The following is a 23,593-nucleotide window of genomic DNA, read 5'->3' as shown; positions in this document are numbered from 1 at the left end:
TAGGCACGCCGCCAGCGTTCGTCCTGAGCCAGGATCAAACTCTCCATAATAGAGAAATTCGAGTAGCTCGAGTTTCTTGCTGGCATCAATTAAGATGTCAATTTGAATCCGAAGATTCGTTTGTTCTCTTCACCGACGAGGTCGGCTCCAGAACTTTATTTGTTGACGTTTTGCTGTTCAGTTTTCAAGGTTCATTGTGCGTCGCTCGGTTAGAAGCAACTCTTATATAATAACACGTTCTCAATTCCATTGTCAATAACAATTTTGAATAAGTTTTTCGGTTGTTATTCATTTACCGGAAGCGAGGTTATTAATATAACACCTTATCTACTTGAGTGCAATACCTATTAAAAAAACAATTTCTTTCGACATCTAGGATAAATCACTAATCCCTTCTATGGATGAGAGACTATTGCAACCGCCGGGAGTCCCCTGCTGCATCCGTGTGCTGGAACGGAAAGTAATGGACTTCATTTTCCACAAAATAAAATACCCCTTCTATATAGAAGAGGCATTCACAGAAAAACCGCAAACGCGAACAGTGCGGCGAAGCCCGGAATTCCCAATATGGCTAAAAGGAGCCCTGATGCAATGTTAACCGGAAAATAGATCCCGATAAATCCACCAACGATGTTGAAAATGAACAGTGCAAGAAACGCGAATGCCAAGCGGAACCAAAATACAGATAGACGCTCGGACAATTTCTTGATCTGTTTTTTATCCATCATCAATAGGAAGAGCAGAATAACGCCGATGACGGAGATGCCGATAATTTTCATGGAAAGCGCCCCTTTCGACTAATAGTCCACTCTATGCGCTTCCCTGGAAAATTATCACGACCAAGCTTCGCTAGGCATTATCATCCACGATCAATACGGAGGCGACGCTCCTTCGCTTCCTTGAATAAATGAAAATACTTACTTTCCGCTATCTTCCTTCGTACCAGCACTTCTTGATCGTAATCATGTGAATACCTTTCAATTTCCCTTGCTCGCTCCCACTCTTCCTTCGTTTCCAATAGTAGGTTGTAGAGCCGTGCATCGAATTCCCTTTTTAATTTTCTCTTTCGGCCAAACATTCACGTTGACCCCCTATAATTCCCTGCGTCCTTCAAGTGCTTTCGATAAAGTCACTTCATCCGCATATTCTAGATCTCCTCCGACAGGAAGACCATGTGCAATTCTCGTTGTTGTGATGCCAGACGGTTTTACTAGTCTCGAAATGTACATCGCCGTAGCTTCTCCCTCAATTGTCGGGTTCGTCGCCAATATCAATTCTTCCACTTCTTCATCCTGAAGGCGGGTCAATAAGGAAGGAACATTGATATCTTCCGGTCCGATGCCGTCCATCGGGGAAATGGCTCCGTGCAGGACGTGGTACATTCCGTTGTAATCCCTCATCTTCTCCATTGCAATAACGTCTTTCGGGTCCTGGACGACACAAATCATCGACCGGTCACGGGATTGGTCCTGACAGATCTGACACGGATCTATATCGGTTATATGCCCACAGACCGAGCAGAAGCGCAGATTCCGCTTTGCATCGACGAGCGCTTTTGCAAAGTCGAGTACTGTATCTTCTTTCATACTTAATACAAAAAACGCCAGCCGGCCCGCTGTTTTCGGGCCGATGCCTGGCAGTTTCATGAAACTATCAATCAGTTTCGATATCGGTTCAGGATAATGCATGTCTTTTCCTCCTAGAACATTCCAGGCAGGTTCAATCCTTTCGTGAATTGACCCATCGTGGAGTTCGTTAGTTCTTCAGCTTGCTTCATCGCTTCATTCGTAGCGATTACAACAAGGTCCTGCAGCATTTCCACGTCCTCAGGGTCTACAACGGTTGGATCGATGATAACTTCAAGCACTTCTTTTTGGCCTGATACAATCACTTTCACCATGCCGCCTCCCGCTGTTCCTTCGAGGCGCTTTTCACCCAGTTCTTCTTGAGCTTCAGCCATTTTCTTTTGCATCTTCTGCATCTGTTTCATCATGCCTTGCATATTTCCCATACCACGCATTGTGATTTCCTCCTCGTTTTTTTTAATCGTCGTGTACTTTTATGAATTCCTTGCCGAACATTCTTTCAGCTTCCGCGACAATCGGATCATCATTCATTTGCTCGGCTTCCTGAACGAACGTAGGAACCTCCTCCGCACCGTCCATTTCCTCACCAGTTGCATCATCTGTCCCATCCTGCGGTTTCATTAAACCATTGTTCCGGATGAACTCCTCCCTGACCTTCAGCCAGCCATCCTCCGGAACATACACGACATCATATGCTTTGCCGGTTCTTGTGCGAAGGGCTTCCGATAGGCCTGATCGTAGCGAGGAATTTTCAGAAGCCATCAGGCAATGGATTTCATACTTGAATTTTAACACAAAAGCATTGTCGGATGCCGCTACAGGTTCAGTTTCTTCGAGTAAAGCGGAATGGGATCTTTGCAATGCCTGCATCATCGTCGCCCACTCTTCCCGGATCACTTGGATGTCTTGACGGGTGGCATTTTTCAGCACTTCATTTATCTTTCCTGTCGGTATTCTGAACGACTGGGAAGTTTTCGATGCATTTTTCTTCGGTTGTCCGGCAGGCTGCCCACCTTCTGCAGGTCGGACTCCATTAGCGAGTTGCTGTTGAAGTTCAGCAATGAGGCGCTCCAGACTTTCCACCTTTTGAGCAAGATGCGGATCTGTCGCTTGATTGCCCCCAGCTTGTACAACCGGTCCCTCTAGGTGGATCATTTTCAGCAATGCCGATTCAACATACACTTTCGCATGATTTGAAAAGCGCATTTCCTGTTGCGTCTTCGAAAGGATATCTATGAATGAATAAAGGGTTTCCGGTTCGAATGCATTCGACATGGATACGAATCGTTCATCCCCTGTTATCAATTCAAGCAGTTCGGTCAAATCCGGTGCCGTCCTTAATAGAAGAAGATCCCTGAAGAACGTTATGAGGTCCTCCGCCAATCGAGAGATATCCTTCCCTTCAGTGATCAGGTGGTCAAGCATTGTTAACGCCGCCGCGGCATCCTTCGAGAGAAGCGCTTCCGCCAATTGATAGAAGATATCTTCACCGATCGATCCCGTAACGAGCAGTGCACTTTCCGCCGTAAGCCGGTCCCCGCTGAAGGATACGACTTGGTCCAGCATGCTCAATGCATCACGCATTCCGCCTGATGCAGCTTGTGCAATGACTTTCAATGCTCCTTCATCCGCCTCGATTTTGGCATCTTCCAAAACCTGTCTCATCCGGTCGACGATTTCAGCTGATGTAATCGGCTTAAAATCGAAGCGTTGGCAACGGGAAATGATGGTTAACGGGAGCTTATGGGGCTCTGTCGTCGCCAAGATGAATACCGCGTGCGACGGCGGCTCTTCTAACGTTTTCAATAGCGCATTGAATGCTGAATTGGATAACATATGCACTTCATCGATAATATAGACTTTAAAACGCGCATTCGCTGGCGCGAATCGCACCTTCTCGATAATGTCCCGTATTTCTTCCACACGCGAGTTTGAAGCGGCGTCGAATTCGATGACATCTGTGTTCGACCCTTCTGTCACGCTTATGCATGTCGGGCATTCATTGCACGGCTCACTGGCTGGACCGTTCTCACAATTAAGGGCTTTGGCAAAAACCTTCGCAGCACTCGTTTTCCCCGTCCCCCTCGGTCCTGAAAACAGATAGGCATGGGATGTTTTATTGTGCTGCAAGGCATTTTGCAATGTCTGTTTGACGTGCCGTTGGCCGGACATCTCACTGAAGGACTGCGGGCGGTAGACACGGTAAAAAGCCTGATAAACCACCATTCCCCCTCCTTTCCTTTTAAAGCAATAGTGCCTTTATTATAGCATAGATGGACGGGATAGACCCTATCTTGAACGTACAAAAAAACCCGCCCGATCAACGGACGAGTTGGATTTGCATATGTAATGCCGTGCACCTTCCTTCGACTGCCGCACATAAGCGTTACTCCTGTCGACAGCTCAGCCTAGGCTGCCCCGCGGCACATGAGAAATACCACTTAATGCTGCTTCCTTCCGGACCTGACATGGTTCATGGGTTCCCATTGCGCAGGACCCAGACGTCAACACTACGTGCAAGAGGCAGGCCCTACATGCGGAAACAGCCTCAGGAAAGGGATTCAGTCTTGCTAGAGCGGATTGCAAGTTACAGGGCACCGCTACCTCCCCACCTAGCACGGCTTTATTAGTATACATGTTTTTGTGGATAAAATCAACCAGTCCTCTTTAATTCTTCTTGCCAATCCGGAGGTAAGTTCTCATATTTGAGGATTAAGTTCTCGTTTCATCTGAATAAGTTCTCATTTAAGGTGCAAAAGTTTTCGTTCCCGTGAATGAGTTGTCGCTAGGACAATAAAATTTACATTCCCAATGGAAAAGTTCTCGTAGAAAACGAAGGAGTTATTATTCCTACTCACAATGACAGATTTCTATGAATAAACTTACTAAAAAAGAGTGCATATAAGTAGTTGACACCTTATGTTGATTCATGATAAATTATGTTTTGTTGACACGGAGGAATACCCAAGCCCGGCTGAAGGGATCGGTCTTGAAAACCGACAGGGGTGTTAAAGCCCGCGGGGGTTCGAATCCCTCTTCCTCCGCCATTTACTTTAAAATTGCGCATAAGTTGGAGATAAAGTCTGTTACATTAATATGTAATGGATTTTTTTTATGAAAAAAAGATGCCCGGCCGAATATTGGCTAGGCATCTTTTTTTATTGTAGAACCGATAGAGGATGGTGTAGCAGCAACCGCTCTGTAATAGGGGAATTCCTCTTCCAACTGCTTCGCAATTTCCTCTTGCAGCCCTTCCTTTACCGCTACAAACAAAGATGGACCAGCGCCGCTGACTGTCATCCCGTATGCTCCCAATTCATGACAGAAGGTGCGTATATGGTCAAAATCTTTGAGTAACGGTTTTCGATATTGTTCATGGAAAACATCCTTCTCCATCATCTTGCCGGCCAACTGCCAATCCCCGAGCGAAATGGCAGTCAGCATGACGTTGCTAGCCGCGTTGCCGGTAGACGCCGCCGAATGAGGCAACTCCCTCGGAAGAAGCCCCCTGGACTCGGAAGTTTTCAAGACATTAGGGGGTACGAGGATGACAACTCCGATGACCGGCTGCGGCAGCTGGATGACTTCCAATTCATTTTCGACGAAATAGGCGACGGTCACGCCTCCTAAAAGGGCAGCAGCTACGTTATCTGCATGGCCTTCATTCTCGCTGCCGATTTGCACTTTCTCTTGCGGTGTCAATGATAAACCGAGCAGCTCGTTTGCAATTTCAATGCCCGCAGCGATTGCCGTCGCGCTGCTGCCGAGCCCTTTGCCGAGGGGGATATCGGAAGCAATATGCAACGCGTGAGGCTGGACTTCCTTGCCGTATCTTCCCGCCACGTCTTGAATCGTTTGGACAATTAAGTTCTTGTCGTCAGTCGGCAAACCGGTATATTCTTCCCCTTCGTAGTGTACACTCCACTCAACCGCCTCGGTCACGTCAACTGTCATATACAAGGAAAGAGCCATTCCGACACTGTCGTATCCAGGTCCCAAATTCGCAGTCGTGGCCGGGACGGCGACCGTGAATAATGGTTTTTTCATTACTTTGCCCCTTCTTTCAGTTCATTTAAAAACGCATCGAACTGTTCCCTTGATAGGAATGGCTGCCCTTCATTCACATTAATAGCTGTTTCAGGATCCTTCAACCCGTTCCCTGTAAGCACACCGACAATTGTCGAACCTTTTTCAATCAATCCCGCATCTAGGCGTTTCTTAATGCCTGCAATTGTCGCACATGAAGCGGGTTCCGCAAAAATGCCATCCGTAGAGGCCAATAGACGATATGCTTCCAAGATTTCTTCGTCTGTCGCTGATAAAATCGCCCCGTCGGATTCTTCAAGGGCCGCCGTTGCTAAATGCCAGCTCGCAGGATTTCCGATACGGATGGCTGTCGCGACCGTTTCAGGTTCTTCGAATACACGGTCATACACAATTGGTGCCGCCCCGTCGGCCTGTACACCTAACAGTTTCGGCGTGCCAGATCCCTTTTTCGCATCGTATTCCTTGAAGCCTTTCCATGCGGCGGAAATATTCCCTGCATTTCCGACCGGCAACGCGAAAATATCCGGCACTTTCCCTAATTGCTCGATTGTTTCGAAGGCAATCGTCTTTTGTCCTTCCAACCGGTATGGGTTCACTGAATTCACGAGAGCGATTTGCCCTTCGCCAGCTTCACGTACCATGCGCAGCGCTTCGTCGAAGTTTCCTTCAATCGCTACGATTTCTGCGCCGTACATTTTTGCCTGCGCCAATTTCCCAAGCGCAATCCGTCCTTCCGGAATGACCACGATGGTCCTCATCCCTGCGCGTGCGCCATATGCCGCTGCTGAAGCGGATGTGTTGCCCGTGGATGCACAGATGATCGCGGTTTTCCCTTCCTCTTTCGCTTTAGCGACTGCCATCACCATGCCGCGATCCTTGAAAGAACCTGTCGGGTTTGTCCCTTCAGTTTTGACATATAGGTTGACTCCCCATTGTTCGGAGAGGTTTTTCAAGTGGATGAGCGGTGTATTTCCTTCCTGCAATGTGAGTTCCGGTGTTTTATCCGTCACCGGCAGCCATTCTTTGTATTCTTCAATTAATCCATTCCATCTTCTCATCGCGTTTCACCCTCCACTCGGTAGTAGCTAACAACGCCGTTCACTTCCGGTGTGTTATGCAGTTCATTCATGATGTCCAAATGCTGTTGCCTTGAAATGCTATGTGTGATCATGATCAAGTCGACGCCGCCATTTTTGTCGCCTTCATGCTGGACGACAGTTGCTAGGCTTGCTCCATGATTGCTGTAGATTGATGCTAATTTCGTCAGTACGCCCACTTCATCCTTTACGGAGATGCGGTGGAAGTAACGGCCGATGATTTGATTGTCGTCTTTTACTGTGTATGCGTGCTGTGGCGAATGCAGCCTTTTTCCGTTCACGCCGAGCAGGAGATTGCGGCATGCTGCAACGATATCTCCCGTGACAGATGTAGCCGTCGGCAATGAGCCCGCCCCCGGTCCGTAGAACATCGTCTCCCCGACTGTGTCTCCATATACATAAACGGCATTGAATTCGTTATTTACGGAGGCAAGGGGATGTGAGTTTTGGATGAAAACCGGTTCTACGGAAATTTCAATGCCATCGTCATCCTTTTTCGCGAATCCTGCCATTTTTACGGTGAAGCCGAACTGCTCCGCCAAGGCGAGGTCGCCATCCTGGATATCCTTCATCCCTCTTACAAAGACGTCATCCAGCCGGACTTCCGTGGAAAAGGCAAGCGACGCAAGGATGGCCATTTTCCTTGCCGCATCGATGCCGTCGACGTCTGCTGACGGGTCGGCTTCCGCATAGCCGAGCTCAGTCGCTTCCGCGAGTGCCTCTTCATATGTTTTATTTTCGTGTTTCATTTTCGTGAGAATGAAGTTCGTCGTTCCATTAACGATGCCTGTCAGTGCCCGGATCCGGTCAGATGCAAGCCCGTCTTCAAGCGTCCGGATGAGCGGGATGCCGCCTCCGACGCTCGCTTCATAGAACAGGTCGCATTTATGTTCATCTGCAAGCTTCAATAGGTCATGGCCGAATTGTGCCATGACATCCTTATTCGCCGTCACGACGCCTTTGCCTGCACGAAGCGACTTCTCAATCGCTTGTTTCGCTTCGCTTGTCCCGCCAATCACTTCCACAATGATATCGATTCCGGGATCTTGAATCACTTCATCCAGATCGGTAGTGAAAATATCCGATGACAGTTCCGTCTCCCTTTTCTTCGTGGCATCTTTCACCAGAACTTTTTTTATTTTTACAGGAACACCTAATTTATGGCTCAAGTCATCTTGGTGCCTATGCAGGATTTCAGCTACACCGCCGCCTACAACGCCGAATCCAAGCAAACCGATATTGATTTCTTTTATCATATTTGACGATTCTCCTCGCTATATGTACACTATGAAAAAACAATCGTTCTCCACATAAGGACATTATAGAGAAATAAACTTTCAATAACAACCCCATTTATGGTAAAGTTCAAGATATCATGAATTGTAATTTAATTAAAGATTGGATTTGATAAATTATGAAAGTATGTAAATTCGGCGGCACTTCCGTTGCGACTGCCGATCAAATTAGAAAAGTTGTCGATATTGTAACGTCTGACAGTGACCGGAAAATCGTTGTTGTTTCAGCGCCCGGAAAACGCTTTTCAGATGATAGTAAAGTGACCGACCTTCTGATCGGACTTGGGGAGAAGGCTTTGGCGAATGAGGATGCAGAGGACGATTTGCTGGACGTCGTCGATCGATTCCGCTCGATTTCTGATAGTCTTGGGCTCGATGGCACAATCATTGAGGAGATAGAGCATGATTTACGTGAGCGGCTTTCCCGGGATAAAGAAGACTCCCTCCTGTTCATGGATACAATGAAAGCGGCAGGCGAGGATAATAATGCAAAATTGATCGCAGCCTATTTTCAATTTATTGGGGTTGAGGCGAAGTATGTCTGCCCGAGAGATGGTGGATTGCTCGTAAACGATCGTCCAGAGCGCGTTCGAGCATTGCCTGAAGGGGATGAACGCCTTGCTGCCTTACGCGACGAACCGGGAATCATTGTTTTCCCAGGATTTTTCGGCTACACAGAAGACGGAACACTCCGCACATTCAATCGAGGCGGCTCGGATATTACCGGCTCGATCATTGCGGCAGCTGTGAAAGCGGATCTATACGAAAACTTCACGGATGTCGATTCAGTTTTCGCCGCTAATCCGACTGTTATCGAAGACCCTGTTGCTATCGAGAAGATGACATACCGTGAAATGCGGGAACTTGCCTATGCGGGCTTCTCCGTTTTCCATGACGAGGCGCTCATCCCGGCTTTCCGGAAATCGATCCCAGTCAGCATCAAAAACACGAACAATCCCGAAGCGCCGGGTACGTTGATTGTCAAAGAACGGGACTATAATGAACAGCAAGTGATCGGAATTGCCGCGGACAGCGGATTCACCGCCATTTACGTCGACAAATTTTTAATGAACCTGGAGATTGGTTTCGGCCGCAGGCTTCTGCAGATTTTTGAGGAAGAGGGCATTTCGTACGAGCATACGCCGTCCGGTATCGACAACCTTTCCATCATCATCCGCAGTCGGTTCATGACGAAGGAGATGGAAGAGCGGATTGTGGAACGGATTCATAAGGAATTGGAGCCGGATGCTGTCATCGTTGAGCATGACTACTCGATGATCGTACTCGTTGGGGAAGGCATGCAGTATACGACGGGCTTAGCAGCGCGGGCTGCGACTGCCATTGCGAGGAGCGGTTCCAATATTGAAATGATCAACCAAGGATCATCCGAGGTCAGCCTTGTCTTCGGGGTGAAAGTACAGGACGAAACGAAGAGTTTGAAAGAGTTGTATAACGAGTTTTTTGTAAAATCATATGTACAGTCATAAAAAACAAGGGACACAGCCACGTGTCCCTTGTTTCATTTTGGCACAAACATGTAAGGAAATTTCCTGAATACCCCATCCGACAGCATATCGGCCATCATCAAAGCCTCCGCCTCGATTTGGTCAAACACTTGCACTTCCAATTGGAAGTTCTTTTGTATCATGCACACCGCTTCGAGCTTCGTCAGAGCCAAATGGGTATAAAACATCTTCCGGAAAGCTTCTTGATCATTATATGGATTGACCCGATGAAGGAATTCAGCAATTTGATCCGCGTTTCGGTACCAGTCAGCCTCTTTCTGCTCCGCCTTTTCCGTTTCTCCGTTCGCAGCGACGGTCACCAATTCTGCTGCAACCGTCAAATGCTCCGAAATGAGGTGACTATACGCGTCCGCGATTTCATCACCATAATAAGGCCTTAGCGCATTTCCCATATCCGTTGCATTGCGCAATAGGCGCGCAAGCACGAATTTCAAATCAGGAACTTTGAAGACGATTGCGGTAATGGCCATCCGTGTCCACATGACATGCTGCTCCCATAGGAGACGGTTTTTATTCCATAATTCCACTTGTGCTTTGCTATAGCAGTTAATCGGCTGCGTTGGAATCATTGGCGGGATATTTCCATAATACTGATTCACTACATCACTCCAACATTCGTACTTGGGTCAGTACATATTATTCGATTGAAGTATTATCGGTGAATGAAAGAAGAGGCTATGAATTTGCATACCTTCTACGCCTGTTGCTTTTCTCTTTTTCTAACTAAAAGATATGCATTGATGCCCGCAGCAATCGGGAGGCTCAGCGCCACTCCAATACCTGCACATAGAATCGAAATCATCTCGGCGCTGAATATTTTGGAGTTGATAATTCCCCCAATGGAATAATGTAGATCTTTAAACCATAAAAGCAATGCCAAATACCCTCCAAAGAACACAAAAAACAATGTATTCGTATCCGCTCCCAAAATATCTCTCCCGACGCTTAATCCCGAAGCGAATAAATCTCTTCTGCTGATTGATGGATTGTTATTGAAGATTTCATGCATGGAAGCCGCCATTGAAATTGCCACGTCCATAATGGCACCGATTGTACTCATAATGATGACCGAAGCTAACAGTTTCGTGAAGTCGATGCCAATGAAAAGTGAAAATACACCTAGCTCGTTTATTTCTTCTTCACCAAATCCTTGGATCATTGCATATTTCGTCACAATGACGATAAAGAAAAGCAACAACACAATTGTAATTATCGTGGAAATGAAAGCGGCGATTGTTTTGCTGTTTACATCATTAATGAAAAACAGGCTGATGCAGCTAATGAATACACATGCAATAATCGTTATGATAATGGGGTTCCATTGTGGATTTGTCATCAGAAAGATAGCGAACATGATGACGCCAAAGTTCAAGAATAAGGAAATAAAAGACCTTACTCCTTTTTTGCCCCCGACAATCATCATGAGCAGAAACAAAATGATTGATAGTAAAACAATTACATTCATGATCTTGCCCTCTTTCGATTAACAAAATAAAGCGTCGTATAAAGACCGATTGGAATCGTCAATACAATGCCTATCCCTCCGACAAGAGCGCGGGCCAATTCTAGGGAAAGGTTCATGGAAAGGGTGAATCCCAAAAGAGAAGCGTTTTTCAAATACAAAATAATGACAGGAATCGACCCGCTTATATAAGCGAAAAATAAAATGCTTGTGATCGTCCCCATAATATCCTTCCCGATATCAATTCCAGAGGCTTTCAGTGCTTTCACAGATATATCGTTATTTTGTTCATATAAGGCGAAAAGTGAAGAGGACATCGTAATGGCGACGTCCATTACGGCACCTAACGATCCGATAAGCAATCCCGCCATATAGACCATCTGGTAGGGGCGCGTCAAAAATTGCATTTCTTCATAGCGGAGCCCGGTTCCTGAAGTGACCCCTATTACTATGTAAGCGATGCAGAGAGAAATGAATGTCCCTAACAGGGTCGCGATGATTGCGGCATAGGTCTTTTCATTAAAACCGCTGACGATCGTCAAAGAAATGATTGTAAATACAATCCCGCTAACAGCGCATATCAAAACTAAACTGATTGATGGGTTTTTAATGTACAAATCTAAGGCGAAGGATAATAAAGTGGCATTTACCGCCAAGCTCATAATTGATAGTAATCCTTGCTTCTTGCCTGTAATGAGTAATACGAAGATGAATATCCATGCAACCAGCACAACGAATTGGTCACGTTTTACATTAGTGATGCTTCCAATTAATGTGGAATCCTCTTCCTTACTCGGATCAATCGATACGAATAGTTCGTTGCCAACACGGAATTGTTGATCGTAAGCTCCTGACGACGAATACTTATTCGTTAACTGGATCAACTGCCCTTCATATTCTCCGTTTTTTATTTCGCCAATTATCTGCTGTATGAACAGACGGTCTTTGTTATTGTTCATATCCGTTATGTCGGATGCTTCTACCAACTCAGTTTGAATGACTTTTGCGATTGGCTGCTCGTAAAACGAGTAATTATTATTAATAAATATCATAGAAATAGCAAAGCAAAGTCCTATAACAGTAAAAAGAAGAATTTGTTTATATGTCATCTTTACCAAACTGTTTTTGATAACATTCAAATAAAACCCTCCATGTGTAAGTTACATCCCACTATACCCAAAATGAAAGAAGCATCGCAAATTGCATGATGCTTCTTTCGTTTAGATACTTATTTTTTCAGCGTTGCAGACAAGTTCAGCATATTGCCGATCCGCTCGACGACTGTTTCCACCTCATGGGGATTGCTTTTCAAATCGTAATCCGTAATATCGATGCGCAAAACTGGACATGCATTGAAGGAATCGATCCAGTTAACATAACGTTCGTGTAGCTCTTCCCAATAGGAAAGCGGAGTCTGCTGTTCCATCAAGCGGCCCCTCTCCTGGATCCGCGCAAGGATTTTCTCAAATGGACCATCCAAATAGACAAGCAGGTCAGGATGCGGGAAATACGGCGTCATGACCATCGCGTCGAACAGCTTCGTGTACGTATCGTAATCGACTGGATCCATTGTCCCTTTGTCTTTATGCATTTTAGCAAAAATGCCCGTATCTTCATAAATGGAACGGTCTTGGATGAAGCCGCCGCCATATTCGAAAATCCGTTTTTGTTCCTTAAAACGTTCCGCTAGAAAATAGATCTGCAAATGGAAGCTCCATTTTTCAAAGTCATCGTAAAAGCGGTCAAGATAAGGATTCTTATCTACATTTTCCAATGAAGTCCGGAAATCCAATGCGTTCGCAAGTGCGTTCGTCATCGTTGATTTTCCGGCTCCTACCGTACCTGCAATCGTGATGACCGCATTTTTCGGAATTCCATATTTCTCTCTTAAATTCATTGTACTGCCCCTTTTCGTATCGTCTCATCGACTTTGCTGAGAATAGCTTGCAAATCTCCCGTGTCATTGACAAAATCTAATTTATCGCCATTGAAATGCAGCACCGGGATTTCAGGATGCGCAGCTTCAAAGTCTGCGATGAACTGTTCATAATCCTCCGAGAGCCGCTGCAAATAGGATGGATCGATGTTCTTTTCGAAATCCCGTCCCCGGAGCGCAATCCGTTTCATTAATGTATCAAGCGTCGCATGAAGATAGATGATGACATTCGGCACTGGCATATCCTTCGTCAAGATATGATAAATCTCTTCGTATTTGGTGTATTCATCCGTTGGAAGCGAACGCCTTGCGAATATGAGGTTCTTGAAAATATGATAATCCGCCACGACAGGCTGCTTCCGGCTCAAAAACTTCTTATGGATATCGCTTAATTGCTTATATCGGTTGCAGAGGAAGAACATTTCAGTTTGAAAGCTCCACTCCTCGATATCTTCGTAAAATTTATTTAAAAATGGATTTTCGTCCACGATTTCGCTTAACTGATGGAACCGCTGCGCTTCTGCAATTGCTTTAGACAGCGTCGTTTTCCCGACACCGATCGGTCCCTCTACCGTAATGAACGGAACAGACATACATAGCTCTCCTTTGATTCGACAATTTCTGCACTTCATTTTACCATATAGAGATGTTGAAACATAGATGTTGCCGCAAAATGGCAGGGCGGCTTTACAGGGTGGTACACTAGTTGTAAGGAGCGATGACAGATGAATGTATTTGAAACGGACCGCCACTTCATGCGGTTAGCGATAGAAGAAGCTAGAAAAGCGGAAGCGCTTGGCGAAGTACCAATTGGAGCAATCATCGTGAAGGACGGTGAAGTCATTGCTCAGGCACATAATTTACGCGAAACGTCGCAGAATGCTGTCACCCACGCAGAATTATCTGCGATACAAGATGCATGTAAGGAAACCGGCAGCTGGCGGTTGGAAGATACGACGTTGTATGTGACGCTCGAACCTTGCCCAATGTGTGCGGGCGCCATTTTACAATCAAGGATCCCACGTGTTGTCTATGGAGCTCGTGATCCGAAAGGCGGCTGCGTCGATTCATTGTACCGCTTGCTGAATGACCCTCGCTTCAATCATGAATGCGTAGTAACGGAAGGCATACTTGGGAATGAATGCGGAGCGATACTGACGAATTTCTTTAGGTCGTTGCGTGAAAAGAAGAAGGAACAAAAAAAGGCGATGCGGGAGTCGGTTGATTGATTCCCACATCGCTTTTCTTATCGGATTACTTCTTTTCCGCCCATATATGGACGTAATACTTCAGGAATGACAACTGAACCGTCCTCCTGCTGGAAGTTTTCAAGGATAGCCGCAACTGTCCGTCCGACCGCCAAGCCGCTTCCGTTCAATGTGTGAACATATTCAGGCTTCGCCCCCTGCTCGCGGCGGAAACGGATTCCCGCACGTCTTGCTTGGAAATCCTCGAAGTTTGAGCAAGAAGAGATTTCTCGGTATGTGTCTTGTGTCGGAATCCATACTTCAATGTCGTATTTCTTCGCAGCTGTGAAACCGAGGTCAGCCGTACACATTTTTAGGACTCGATATGGAAGTCCAAGCAATTGAAGTACTTTTTCTGCATGCCCCGTCAAATTCTCCAGCTCATCGTAAGACTCCTCCGGCTTCACAAAGCGGACGAGCTCAACTTTATTGAACTGATGCTGGCGAATCAACCCACGTGTGTCGCGGCCAGCAGATCCCGCTTCTGAACGGAAATTCGTGCTGTAAGCCGTATAGGCAATCGGTAGTTGGGCGCCATCCAGAATTTCATCACGGTAATAGTTCGTCACCGGAACTTCAGAAGTCGGAATCAAGAAATAATCCTCTTCCTCAATAAGGAAAGCGTCTTCTTCGAACTTCGGCAATTGACCAGTACCCGTCAAGCTCGTGCGGTTCACTAAATATGGCGGCAGCATTTCCTCGTAGCCGTGTTCTTCTGAATGCAAATCAAGCATAAAGCTGATCAACGCTCGTTCAAGTCTCGCACCAAGTCCGCGGTAGAATACGAAACGGCTCCCCGTCACTTTTGCAGCACGTTCAAAATCAAGCAAGTTCAGATCTGTCCCGATTTCCCAATGCGGCTTCGGTTCGAAACCGAATTCCGGCTTCTCTCCCCATGTGCGAACTTCGACGTTATCGTCTTCACTGTCGCCAACAGGAACTGACTCATGCGGGATGTTCGGAATACGCATCATGATATAATTTAAATCTTCTTCGACTTGATGCAATTGCTCATCAAGGGTTTTGATTTCATCGCCGACTTCACGCATGCGTGCAATTACGTCATCTGCATTCTCTTTATTTCGCTTCATTTCCGCAACTTTTTGCGAAACTTCATTGCGCTCCGCTTTCAGCACTTCCACTTTCGCAATCAGTTCTCTTCGTTTTTCATCCAGACCGACGAATTTATCCAAATCCGTCAAATCTTCTCCGCGCTTCATAAGCTTCTCTTTCACTTCATCGAAGTTCGCACGAAGCAATTTAATGTCTAACATAGTGATTCCTCCTCATTTTTAATGCGATGATTATTTCCAGACACAAAAAAAGCCCTCTATCCCCTATACAAGGGACGAGAACTACCCGCGTTGCCACCCAAATTGACCAGCCTACAGCTGATCCACTCTTTGAAATAACGGTTCAATGTCCGGCTAGGCCTACTATTCGTTCAGCCCGGCTACTCAGGGACGGATTCACAAGTGTCTTTACCGGCTCGCACCACCCGCCGGCTCTCTTTGAAAAACGCGCTTGCTACTGCTTCCCATCATCGTCTTTAATTTGAAATTAACCTCACTTTACTACATACCTGAACTTTTGGCAAGGTCCAAGTATTCTGCAACTGCTTCAAAGTATGCTGTTTCATGTGGAACAAAATCGGAAAGCGTTATTTTTGTATCATCCAAGCAAATGACGTTCTCTACTTCTCCCCTGAAGAGTGCCTGCAAATCTCTTATCGCAACGGAATGGATGCTCTCCACTTCCTCCAGTTGCAACGTGAAATCATCCGGCCCAAAGGTTGATTGATAGAGAAATAAATTCGCGAATTCTTTGTCAATGAAACTCGGCAGCCTAATGACATCCCGAACTACTCCCATTCGTTTTAACTTGGAAAGGTCCACTTGTATGCCAAGCTCCTCCTCCACCTCACGGACTCCATCCATAACTTCCTCATCCGCCAGCAAATGGCCCGCTGCTGTAATATCATACAAGCTTGGAAAGTCCTTTTTTGTGGAACTTCTCTTTTGAATAAAAACATTTGTGCCATCCACGAGCCAACAATGGAATGTTTCATGCCATAAGCCTTTCTCATGGATAACTTCTCTAATTTCATTAAAAACATGTATATAATCTTCATCAAATACTTTCAGACGCTCCGCCAACTTCATACTCCCTTTCAACGAAAAGCATTGATTATACTAATAACAAGGATTAACGTAAACACTCCGACAACGAAAGCAGAAGTGATTTTCGTATAAAGAATTGCTTCCTTTGAAAATTCGGGCTCTGAGTCATATTGCCATCTTTTCCCGAGTAACATCATTTCCCGAGGAGCCAAAAACGTTAATACGCCGATTGGAACAAATAGGATGAACATAAAAATTGCTTCAGCCATCCAAGTCCACCTCCTTGTTATTGTATAAGTAAAGCCTGATAAAGCAAGCTAACACCTGTTTCTCACTTATCAAGAGAATAGTCGCGAATCACTTCATCTGGCGTCATTCCCGCTTCCTCTCCCTTTCTTCTCTATACGTTTTCGGGTAAATAAAAGATTCAAAAAAAGGCTAGAGCAACTACGCCCTAGCCCTAATCATTAAACTCCACGCACTGCCATTAATTCACTTTCTGCTAACTTACTAATTTCTACCCCTTTCATCGGCGTACCGATGTCTTTGGACAAATCACCGATTAATGCATAGTTCCTGAAATCTTCTGTTGCCATGACAATCGCACGCGCGAAGCGTTCAGGATTATCCGATTTAAAGATGCCGGAACCGACGAATACGCCGTCAGCGCCGAGTTCCATCATCAGTGCCGCGTCCGCAGGAGTCGCTACGCCGCCCGCAGCGTAATTGGTGACAGGTAGACGTTTCGCTTCACGGATCGCGAGAAGCACTTCATAAGGAGCGCCCAAATCGCGCGCCTCCACCATCAACTCATCATTGCTCATATGAATGACTTTATTTACCTGTGCATTCACCTGGCGTAAATGACGGACAGCTTCAACGATATTGCCCGTTCCCGGCTCACCTTTCGTACGTAGCATCCTCGCCCCTTCTCCGAGACGACGTGCAGCTTCACCAAGATTGCGTGCACCACAGACAAATGGAACTTTATAATCACTCTTCAATAAATGAAACTCGTCATCCGCAGGAGTCAACACTTCACTTTCATCGATGAAATCGACACCCATTGCTTCCAACACACGTGCCTCCGAAATATGCCCGATGCGCACTTTTGCCATAACCGGGATTGAAACTGCCTTTTGCACTTCTTCAATAATGCGCGGGTCCGCCATGCGCGCAACACCGCCAGCTGCCCGGATATCTGAAGGAACGCGCTCAAGCGCCATGACGGCAATTGCGCCTGTCGCTTCCGCCACTTTTGCCTGCTCCGCGTTAATAACATCCATGATGACGCCACCGTATTTAAAATCCATTTCTTCTTCCCCCTTTTCATTTTGTTCAGTATACTAGAGTATGACCATATTCAAATAGTCAGTTTTATAATAAGTGAAGGGGTCAGGGGGAATTGAGTTATGGGTCTAAAGTCACTAAATGACAATAACTCTGGGAAAGTGAACGATAACTTCCGCTAACTGACCGATAACTCATTCGAATTGACCGATATATCCCGGGAAATGAACGATAACACCTAGGAAATGATCGATAACTTTTTTAAGCGAGGTGTATCAAATGGAAATGCTATTGATTGAACTAAACAAAGAAAGCGAAACCCCACTTTACGAACAGATCTACCAGCAAATCCGCAATGACATCACTGAAGGCAAACTTGTTGTAGGCGAAAAGCTCCCATCCAAACGGAAACTTGGTGAATTCCTCGATGTCAGTCAGACAACGATTGAAATTGCTTATGGGCAGCTTGCTGCGGAAGGGTTCATTACATCTAAACCGCGGAGAGGCTATTTTGTGCAGGAAATCGGAGAATTGGCGTATGTACAACCAGTCGAGGAAGTAACTTTCTCTTCCAAAGAAGAACGGAGGGAACTGGAGATCGACTTTTCCCCAGGTAAAATCGACACTGAATCCTTCCCATTCAAGCTATGGCGGAAATACGCAAAAGACACCATTGATGAGTCATCGCAACATCTTCTGCTATTGGGTCATCCACATGGAGATCTAGAGCTTCGGCAGGAAATCGCGAAGTATTTATATCACTCGAGAGGGGTCGATTGCTCCGCGGACCAGATCATCGTCGGATCCGGAACGGAACAGCTCATGCCGTTGCTCATCCGGCTTCTCGGACCGCAGGCAACGTACGCCATCGAAGATCCGGGCTATCCGCTTACCCATCATGTCTTCTATCATAACAACCGAGAAGCCGTGCCGATTGAAGTTGATGAGGAAGGGATGGACGTACAGGCACTCCAGCAGTCGGAGGCGACCGTGGCTTACGTGACACCTTCCCATCAGTTTCCGACCGGCACAGTGCTTTCTGCGGCACGCAGAACAGCATTATTGAACTGGGCAGCTTCAAATGTCGGTAATTTCATCATTGAGGACGATTACGACAGCGAATTCCGCTATTCCGGTAGGCCGATTCCTTCTTTGCAAGGGATGGACAAAGCGGGTAAGGTCATTTATGTCAGCACCTTTTCCAAATCCCTTATGCCATCGCTGCGGATTGCCTATATGGTGCTCCCTCCTGTTTTGCTCAAAAACTACGAGGAAGCATTCATCCATTATTCGTCGACGGTTCCGCGGCTTGACCAGCACACGCTCGCCCGTTTCATGGCGGACGGCCATTTCGCCCGGCATTTGAACCGGATGCGGAAAGTGTATAAACGTAAATTGCAGCTGCTTACGGATTCATTACAGCTGTATTCTCCAGCCATTTCTTTCTCAGGTGACGAAGCGGGCATGCATATCCTCATCAACGTACATACAGACGAGGATGAGGATTCTTTGGTCAAGGCAGCACTGGCAAAAGGCATTCGTGTCTATGGCTTGAATGAATACCGGAAAGCCGCAAAGAGCGTCCAGCCATCTTTTCTATTCGGCTTCGGCGGCTTGGAGGATAATCGGATTCCAAGAGCAGTTGAACAGCTCATGGAAGCTTGGAGCATTAAAAAAAGGTGATGGACCCTTGACGGGCCATCACCTCATTTTATTGTCTAGCTTCGTGTGGCAGCCAACCGCCACCCTCCGCTTTTCGTTATTTGAATAAACCTTTTATAAACCCAGTTGCACTTTCCCAAATACCTGCGAAGAAATCACCGATTGCACTCATCATCAACGAGAACCATCCCGCTTTTTCGACATCGTCTGTGACGATGACATCCATGCCTAGATTTTTCGAATCGATGAATCCGTAATCCTTGCCCTCTTTTTTAACAAGCTCCACATGGCCAACAACTGTTCCTTTTTTGATGGGTGCTTCAAGTGCACCATCTTTCAGTAGAGACTCATCCAAGACAAGTTTCGGCTCATAAAGATCCTTTTCATTCGATTTGATCATCGACTTGATTGGCTCTTTCACTTCGATGGAAACAGTCTTCGCCTTTCCTTTAAGGACAGGCAATGTCTTTTGCTTATCAAATTGATATCCCGCCGGAAGAAGCTCTTCTTCGGAGAACTGGCTGAATCCGTAATCGAACAACGCCCGTGTTGCATCAAACCGTGCCTTGTAAGACCCGACTCCATTTGCATCGACAGCTTTCATGACGACAGCGATGACCCGCTTATCGCCCCGTTTTGCCGTACCTGTGAAGCAGTGCCCTGCAAAATCGGTCGTTCCCGTCTTCAATCCGTCTACCCCTTCGTATTCATAAACGAAGCCTGGAAGCATGAAGTTCCAGTTATCCATCTTGATGGCATCTGTCGTGCCTTCACGGAAGATCTTCGTATTGATTTTCGTAGTTTCCAAAACCTCCGGATAATCTTTCATCAGATGGAATGCAAGCCTTGCAACCGATTTGGCAGGCATGACGTTCTCATCTTTCGCCCCTGTCCCTTGCGGATGCATCCCTTGCAAGTACTCATTGTTCAAACCTGACGAATTGACGAATTTATAGTCGACCAATCCGAGTTCCTTCGCCTTGGCATCCATTAATTTCAGGAACTCCGTTTCCGTTCCTGCAATTGTTTCAGCAATAGCGATTGTTGCAGCATTCGCTGAATAAATAGCCACTGCCTCGTAGAGCTCTCTGATCGTATACGTACCATCCCTACGTAGGGGCACATTACTAAGACGTCTGTCCTGTGAGATGGCATATGTATAATCTGTTACTTTGTATTCTTGATCCCAACTGATTTTACCTTCTTTTATCGCTTCAAATAAGATATATTCAGTCATCATTTTTGACATACTAGCAATGCCGAGGGGTGTATCCGCATTCTCTTCATATAAAATCTTACCACTATCCGCGTCAATTAGAATGGCACCATCTACATGGATGCCGAGAGTCGTTTCTGCTTTTGCAGGTGCCGTGCCGAACGTCATCATCAATACGAATGGAATGACCAGCAAAGCAACCCATTTTCTTATTTCACGTTTCACCAATATACCTCCGTCATTGCAATTTACCACTTTATATTTTATCACATCATGGACCTGATTAGGGGCTTCATTTGAAAAAGCACCTTTCCGCTCATATAAAGACGTGCGGAAAGGTGCTGAAGTTCCATAACCACTTTTTACGAAATGGAATAGTTTGGTGCTTCTTTTGTTATATGCACTTGATGCGGATGACTTTCGCGCAAACCAGCACCCGTCATGCGGATGAACTGAGCTTTTTCACGTAAATCATGAAGATCCTTCGTACCGCAATAGCCCATGCCTGACCGGATTCCACCAACGAGTTGGTGGATTGTATCAGAAATTGGACCTTTATAAGGCATACGTCCTTCAATTCCTTCAGGCACGAGTTTCTTCGCATCCTCTTGGAAATAGCGGTCTTTTGAACCGTGTTCCATTGCACCGACAGATCCCATTCCTCGGTACACTTTAAAGCGTCTGCCTTGGAAGATTTCCGTATCTCCAGGGCTTTCAGTCGTTCCGGCAAGCAAGCTTCCGAGCATGACGACATGTCCACCTGCTGCCAAAGCTTTTACGATATCACCTGAGTATTTAATGCCGCCGTCTGCGATGATCGTTTTCCCATGTTTACGTGCTTCGGAGGCACATTCATAAACTGCAGTGATTTGAGGAACTCCGACCCCCGCAACTACACGCGTCGTACAGATGGATCCAGGACCGATTCCGACTTTGACGACATCGGCACCCGCCTCATATAATGCTGCAGTCGCTTCCGCCGTTGCCACGTTCCCTGCAATGATATCAAGTTCCGGATACTCTCTTCGAATCTGCGCGACTGTATCCAGTACGCCTTTCGAATGTCCATGCGCCGTGTCGATGACAATGACATCGACTTCCGCAGCAACAAGCTTCTGCACCCGTACCATCGTATCGGATGTAACACCGACCGCCGCTCCTACGAGAAGACGGCCTTGCTGATCCTTCGCAGCGTTCGGGAATTCAATCACTTTTTCGATATCTTTTATTGTAATTAAACCTTTTAAGATTCCATTTTCATCAACAATCGGCAGCTTTTCAATTTTATACTGCTGCAAAATCTTTTCCGCATCTTCCAAAGTCGTGCCGACAGGAGCCGTCACCAAATTGTCCTTTGTCATCACGTCATTGATAATCAGCGAATAGTCCTGAATAAACCGCAGATCACGATTCGTCAAAATCCCGACGAGTCTTTGCTCATCCATATTATTGACGATCGGAACGCCCGAAATACGATACCTGCCCATCAAGTGCTCTGCGTCAAATACTTGGTGTTCAGGAGTGAGGAAGAAAGGATTGGTAATAACGCCATTCTCCGAACGTTTAACCGTTACAACCTGTTCCGCTTGCTCTTCAATGCTCATATTCTTATGGATGACACCGAGGCCGCCTTGACGCGCCATTGCAATCGCCATCTTCGACTCGGTCACTGTATCCATCCCAGCACTGATGATTGGAATGTTCAACGTCATCTTCTCTGTCAAACTTACCGAAAGATTCACGTCCTTCGGCAATACTTCTGAAGCACCAGGCACAAGCAATACGTCATCGAAAGTCAATCCTTCACGAGTGAACTTAGATTCCCACATATCGTTTCCTCCTCTAAAATCGTTATCTGCAGTTGAATATTATTAAAAGGTTATCAGCGCATATGGGACGTGTCAAGGAGTCGGGAATAAGAAAAAGAATTCCTTAAATTCACTGAATTGACTTTTCAATCGCCGACCGCATCTTAGCAGGGGAAGTCTTCGGCGCAAAACGATCTATCACATACCCATTTCGGTCAATAAGGAATTTCGTAAAATTCCATTTGATGCCCTCAGTAAGCAGCCCCTTTTTTTGATCCGTCAAAAAAGAAAACAAAGGAGCTGCCCCATTCCCAACGACATCAATCTTCGCGAACATCGGAAAGGTCACCCCATAATTCATTTCACAAAACGACAATGTCTCATCAATTGAATCGAATTCCTGGTTCATGAAATTATCGGATGGGAAGCCGAGAACGACAAATCCTTGCTCACGATAATCCTCGTATAGCTGTTGAAGCTCCTTGAACTGATCCGTAAAACCGCATTTGCTCGCCGTATTTACAATGACCATGATCTTGCCCTCATAATCCTTCATAGATTGCAAAGTGCCATCCGGCTTTTCAACTGAAAAATCGTAAATGGAAGCCATATTCATCATCACCTTTCCTCGCCTTTATTAATCAACATTACGGCAACTATGCAGGCAATGCAAAGATGAGAGACTACTACTTTTTGACTGCAGTATTCAATCATTCTCTCCCAGATGCGCATAAATTTCGATATCCCCGCATAAATCGAATCAAAGACGCATAAAGTTTTTCATGCACGCATAAACCTTTCTAAATACGCATAATCGTAATTAAAAGCTCATAAATTGATATCAACACGCTAGAGGCTCTGAACACAGGAGAGCTTACATTGAGCGCGGGACGGGGCCCTTTAGCCGCGGGTGTTTTTTAGTTTGTCAAAAGCATCGGGCGCGACCTTTTCATTCATTGGAGACAATATCCTTCCGCGAAATAGAAATGGGAATGGCCTTGGCCCAGCGACGTCCTACTCTCACGGGGGGGAAGCCTGTTCCCTGCGTAATTTACTACCACCAACGCTGATAAGCTGAACTTCTATGCTCGATGTGGAAACGGGTGTGACTTATAAAAACCTTCGGTTATATTTTCAAACACAAAAAAACCATTCCCCGTGGGGAATGGCGTTTGCCCGGCGACGTCTTACTCTCACAGGGGGAAGCCCCCTACTACCATCAGCGCTGAAGAGCTTAACTTCCGTGTTCGGTATGGGAACGGGTGTGACCTCTTCGCCGTCATCACCAGACAACTGAACGA

The 23,593-nt window shown here is 46.1% G+C and carries 23 protein-coding genes, 1 tRNA gene, 1 rRNA gene, 1 other RNA gene and 1 other annotated feature; of the genes, 4 read left to right on the top strand and 22 right to left on the bottom strand.

Translation table 11 applies throughout. The annotated features are described in order from the left end of the window. Positions 1-515 precede the first annotated feature (515 nt). The 6 genes from M3191_RS17895 to ffs all read right to left on the bottom strand — a co-directional run bounded on the left by M3191_RS17895 (position 516) and on the right by ffs (position 4,207). Complete coding sequence (locus M3191_RS17895; RefSeq protein WP_251701690.1) at positions 516-779, bottom strand: pro-sigmaK processing inhibitor BofA family protein; 264 nt, start codon at positions 777-779, stop codon at positions 516-518. Between the two features lie 80 nt (positions 780-859). Then, a complete protein-coding gene (locus M3191_RS17890; RefSeq protein WP_251701689.1) occupies positions 860-1,078 on the bottom strand; it encodes a YaaL family protein in 219 nt (72 codons plus the stop codon). 13 nt (positions 1,079-1,091) lie between these two features. Further along, complete coding sequence (recR, locus tag M3191_RS17885; protein ID WP_251629964.1) at positions 1,092-1,688, bottom strand: recombination mediator RecR; 597 nt, start codon at positions 1,686-1,688, stop codon at positions 1,092-1,094. An 11-nt stretch (positions 1,689-1,699) separates the two neighbouring features. Next, positions 1,700-2,020: a YbaB/EbfC family nucleoid-associated protein gene (locus M3191_RS17880; RefSeq protein WP_251629967.1), complete on the bottom strand. Its 321-nt coding sequence runs from the start codon at positions 2,018-2,020 to the stop codon at positions 1,700-1,702. Positions 2,021-2,042: 22 nt separating this feature from the next. Further along, positions 2,043-3,809, bottom strand: coding sequence for a DNA polymerase III subunit gamma/tau (gene dnaX / locus M3191_RS17875; RefSeq protein ID WP_251701688.1), 1,767 nt, complete (start codon positions 3,807-3,809; stop codon positions 2,043-2,045). A 129-nt stretch (positions 3,810-3,938) separates the two neighbouring features. Continuing rightward, an RNA gene (gene ffs, locus M3191_RS17870) (signal recognition particle sRNA large type) lies at positions 3,939-4,207 on the bottom strand. A gap of 333 nt (positions 4,208-4,540) precedes the next feature. Between ffs and M3191_RS17865 the strand changes: the two genes are divergently transcribed. Next, positions 4,541-4,633: transfer RNA gene (locus M3191_RS17865), tRNA-Ser, on the top strand. Positions 4,634-4,730: 97 nt separating this feature from the next. On the opposite strand, the gene thrB is transcribed toward M3191_RS17865, so the two are convergent. Genes thrB through M3191_RS17850 form a run of 3 tightly spaced genes read right to left on the bottom strand, consistent with a single transcriptional unit; the run spans position 4,731 to position 7,986 of the window. Continuing rightward, positions 4,731-5,633, bottom strand: coding sequence for a homoserine kinase (gene thrB, locus M3191_RS17860; protein ID WP_251701687.1), 903 nt, complete (start codon positions 5,631-5,633; stop codon positions 4,731-4,733). After that, a complete protein-coding gene (gene thrC / locus M3191_RS17855; RefSeq protein ID WP_251701686.1) occupies positions 5,633-6,691 on the bottom strand; it encodes a threonine synthase in 1,059 nt (352 codons plus the stop codon). Before thrC ends, thrB begins: the two co-directional genes overlap by 1 nt. Continuing rightward, a complete protein-coding gene (locus M3191_RS17850) occupies positions 6,688-7,986 on the bottom strand; it encodes a homoserine dehydrogenase (RefSeq protein ID WP_251701685.1) in 1,299 nt (432 codons plus the stop codon). Before M3191_RS17850 ends, thrC begins: the two co-directional genes overlap by 4 nt. A gap of 158 nt (positions 7,987-8,144) precedes the next feature. Between M3191_RS17850 and M3191_RS17845 the strand changes: the two genes are divergently transcribed. Beyond that, the gene (locus M3191_RS17845; RefSeq protein ID WP_251701684.1) at positions 8,145-9,512 is read left to right on the top strand and encodes an aspartate kinase; all 1,368 of its coding nucleotides are present in this window, start codon (positions 8,145-8,147) and stop codon (positions 9,510-9,512) included. A gap of 32 nt (positions 9,513-9,544) precedes the next feature. Here M3191_RS17845 and M3191_RS17840 read toward each other — a convergent pair whose 3' ends face one another. The 5 genes from M3191_RS17840 to M3191_RS17820 all read right to left on the bottom strand — a co-directional run bounded on the left by M3191_RS17840 (position 9,545) and on the right by M3191_RS17820 (position 13,542). Then, the gene (locus M3191_RS17840; RefSeq protein ID WP_251701683.1) at positions 9,545-10,150 is read right to left on the bottom strand and encodes a hypothetical protein; all 606 of its coding nucleotides are present in this window, start codon (positions 10,148-10,150) and stop codon (positions 9,545-9,547) included. Positions 10,151-10,245: 95 nt separating this feature from the next. Next, entirely contained in the window at positions 10,246-11,016 is a 771-nt protein-coding gene (locus tag M3191_RS17835) for a YibE/F family protein (RefSeq protein ID WP_251701682.1), read from the bottom strand. Then, positions 11,013-12,152, bottom strand: coding sequence for a YibE/F family protein (locus tag M3191_RS17830; RefSeq protein WP_435368181.1), 1,140 nt, complete (start codon positions 12,150-12,152; stop codon positions 11,013-11,015). The genes M3191_RS17835 and M3191_RS17830 overlap by 4 nt, the downstream gene beginning before the upstream one ends. 89 nt (positions 12,153-12,241) lie before the next feature. Then, complete coding sequence (locus tag M3191_RS17825) at positions 12,242-12,910, bottom strand: deoxynucleoside kinase (protein WP_251701681.1); 669 nt, start codon at positions 12,908-12,910, stop codon at positions 12,242-12,244. Beyond that, entirely contained in the window at positions 12,907-13,542 is a 636-nt protein-coding gene (locus tag M3191_RS17820) for a deoxynucleoside kinase (RefSeq protein WP_251701680.1), read from the bottom strand. The genes M3191_RS17825 and M3191_RS17820 overlap by 4 nt, the downstream gene beginning before the upstream one ends. Before the next feature lie 132 nt (positions 13,543-13,674). Here M3191_RS17820 and tadA point away from each other — a divergent pair, with 132 nt between their 5' ends. After that, a complete protein-coding gene (gene tadA / locus M3191_RS17815; RefSeq protein WP_251701679.1) occupies positions 13,675-14,178 on the top strand; it encodes a tRNA adenosine(34) deaminase TadA in 504 nt (167 codons plus the stop codon). A gap of 17 nt (positions 14,179-14,195) precedes the next feature. Here tadA and serS read toward each other — a convergent pair whose 3' ends face one another. From serS to pdxS, 4 genes are all read right to left on the bottom strand, one after another. Then, on the bottom strand, positions 14,196-15,470 hold the full coding sequence (serS, locus tag M3191_RS17810) for a serine--tRNA ligase (RefSeq protein WP_251701678.1): 1,275 nt from the start codon (positions 15,468-15,470) through the stop codon (positions 14,196-14,198). Positions 15,471-15,537: 67 nt separating this feature from the next. Beyond that, positions 15,538-15,749 (bottom strand) — a binding site (T-box leader). A 21-nt stretch (positions 15,750-15,770) separates the two neighbouring features. Continuing rightward, on the bottom strand, positions 15,771-16,352 hold the full coding sequence (locus M3191_RS17805) for an NUDIX hydrolase (protein WP_435368179.1): 582 nt from the start codon (positions 16,350-16,352) through the stop codon (positions 15,771-15,773). Positions 16,353-16,366: 14 nt separating this feature from the next. Continuing rightward, a complete protein-coding gene (locus tag M3191_RS17800) occupies positions 16,367-16,585 on the bottom strand; it encodes a hypothetical protein (RefSeq protein ID WP_251701676.1) in 219 nt (72 codons plus the stop codon). Positions 16,586-16,783: 198 nt separating this feature from the next. Further along, a complete protein-coding gene (gene pdxS, locus M3191_RS17795) occupies positions 16,784-17,629 on the bottom strand; it encodes a pyridoxal 5'-phosphate synthase lyase subunit PdxS (RefSeq protein WP_251701675.1) in 846 nt (281 codons plus the stop codon). 256 nt (positions 17,630-17,885) lie between these two features. Here pdxS and M3191_RS17790 point away from each other — a divergent pair, with 256 nt between their 5' ends. After that, entirely contained in the window at positions 17,886-19,289 is a 1,404-nt protein-coding gene (locus M3191_RS17790; protein ID WP_251701674.1) for a PLP-dependent aminotransferase family protein, read from the top strand. Positions 19,290-19,365: 76 nt separating this feature from the next. Here the strand turns inward: M3191_RS17790 and M3191_RS17785 are convergent, their stop codons facing one another. The 4 genes from M3191_RS17785 to rrf form a co-directional block, all read right to left on the bottom strand. Then, positions 19,366-20,709 carry a serine hydrolase gene (locus M3191_RS17785; protein WP_251701673.1) on the bottom strand — a complete coding sequence of 448 codons (1,344 nt, stop codon included), beginning with the start codon at positions 20,707-20,709 and terminating at the stop codon, positions 19,366-19,368. A gap of 137 nt (positions 20,710-20,846) precedes the next feature. Beyond that, positions 20,847-22,313, bottom strand: a complete 1,467-nt coding sequence (gene guaB, locus M3191_RS17780) for an IMP dehydrogenase (RefSeq protein ID WP_251701672.1) — start codon at positions 22,311-22,313, stop codon at positions 20,847-20,849. Positions 22,314-22,422: 109 nt separating this feature from the next. Continuing rightward, positions 22,423-22,902: a glutathione peroxidase gene (locus M3191_RS17775; protein WP_251701691.1), complete on the bottom strand. Its 480-nt coding sequence runs from the start codon at positions 22,900-22,902 to the stop codon at positions 22,423-22,425. Between the two features lie 564 nt (positions 22,903-23,466). Continuing rightward, positions 23,467-23,582: ribosomal RNA gene (rrf, locus tag M3191_RS17770) — 5S ribosomal RNA — on the bottom strand. Between the last annotated feature and the right edge of the window lie 11 nt (positions 23,583-23,593).

Source organism: Sporosarcina luteola (assembly GCF_023715535.1).
Classification (GTDB): Bacteria; Bacillota; Bacilli; order Bacillales_A; family Planococcaceae; genus Sporosarcina; species Sporosarcina luteola_B.
Note: the sequence above shows the minus strand (reverse complement) of the source record. Positions and strands in the feature narration are given on the sequence as shown.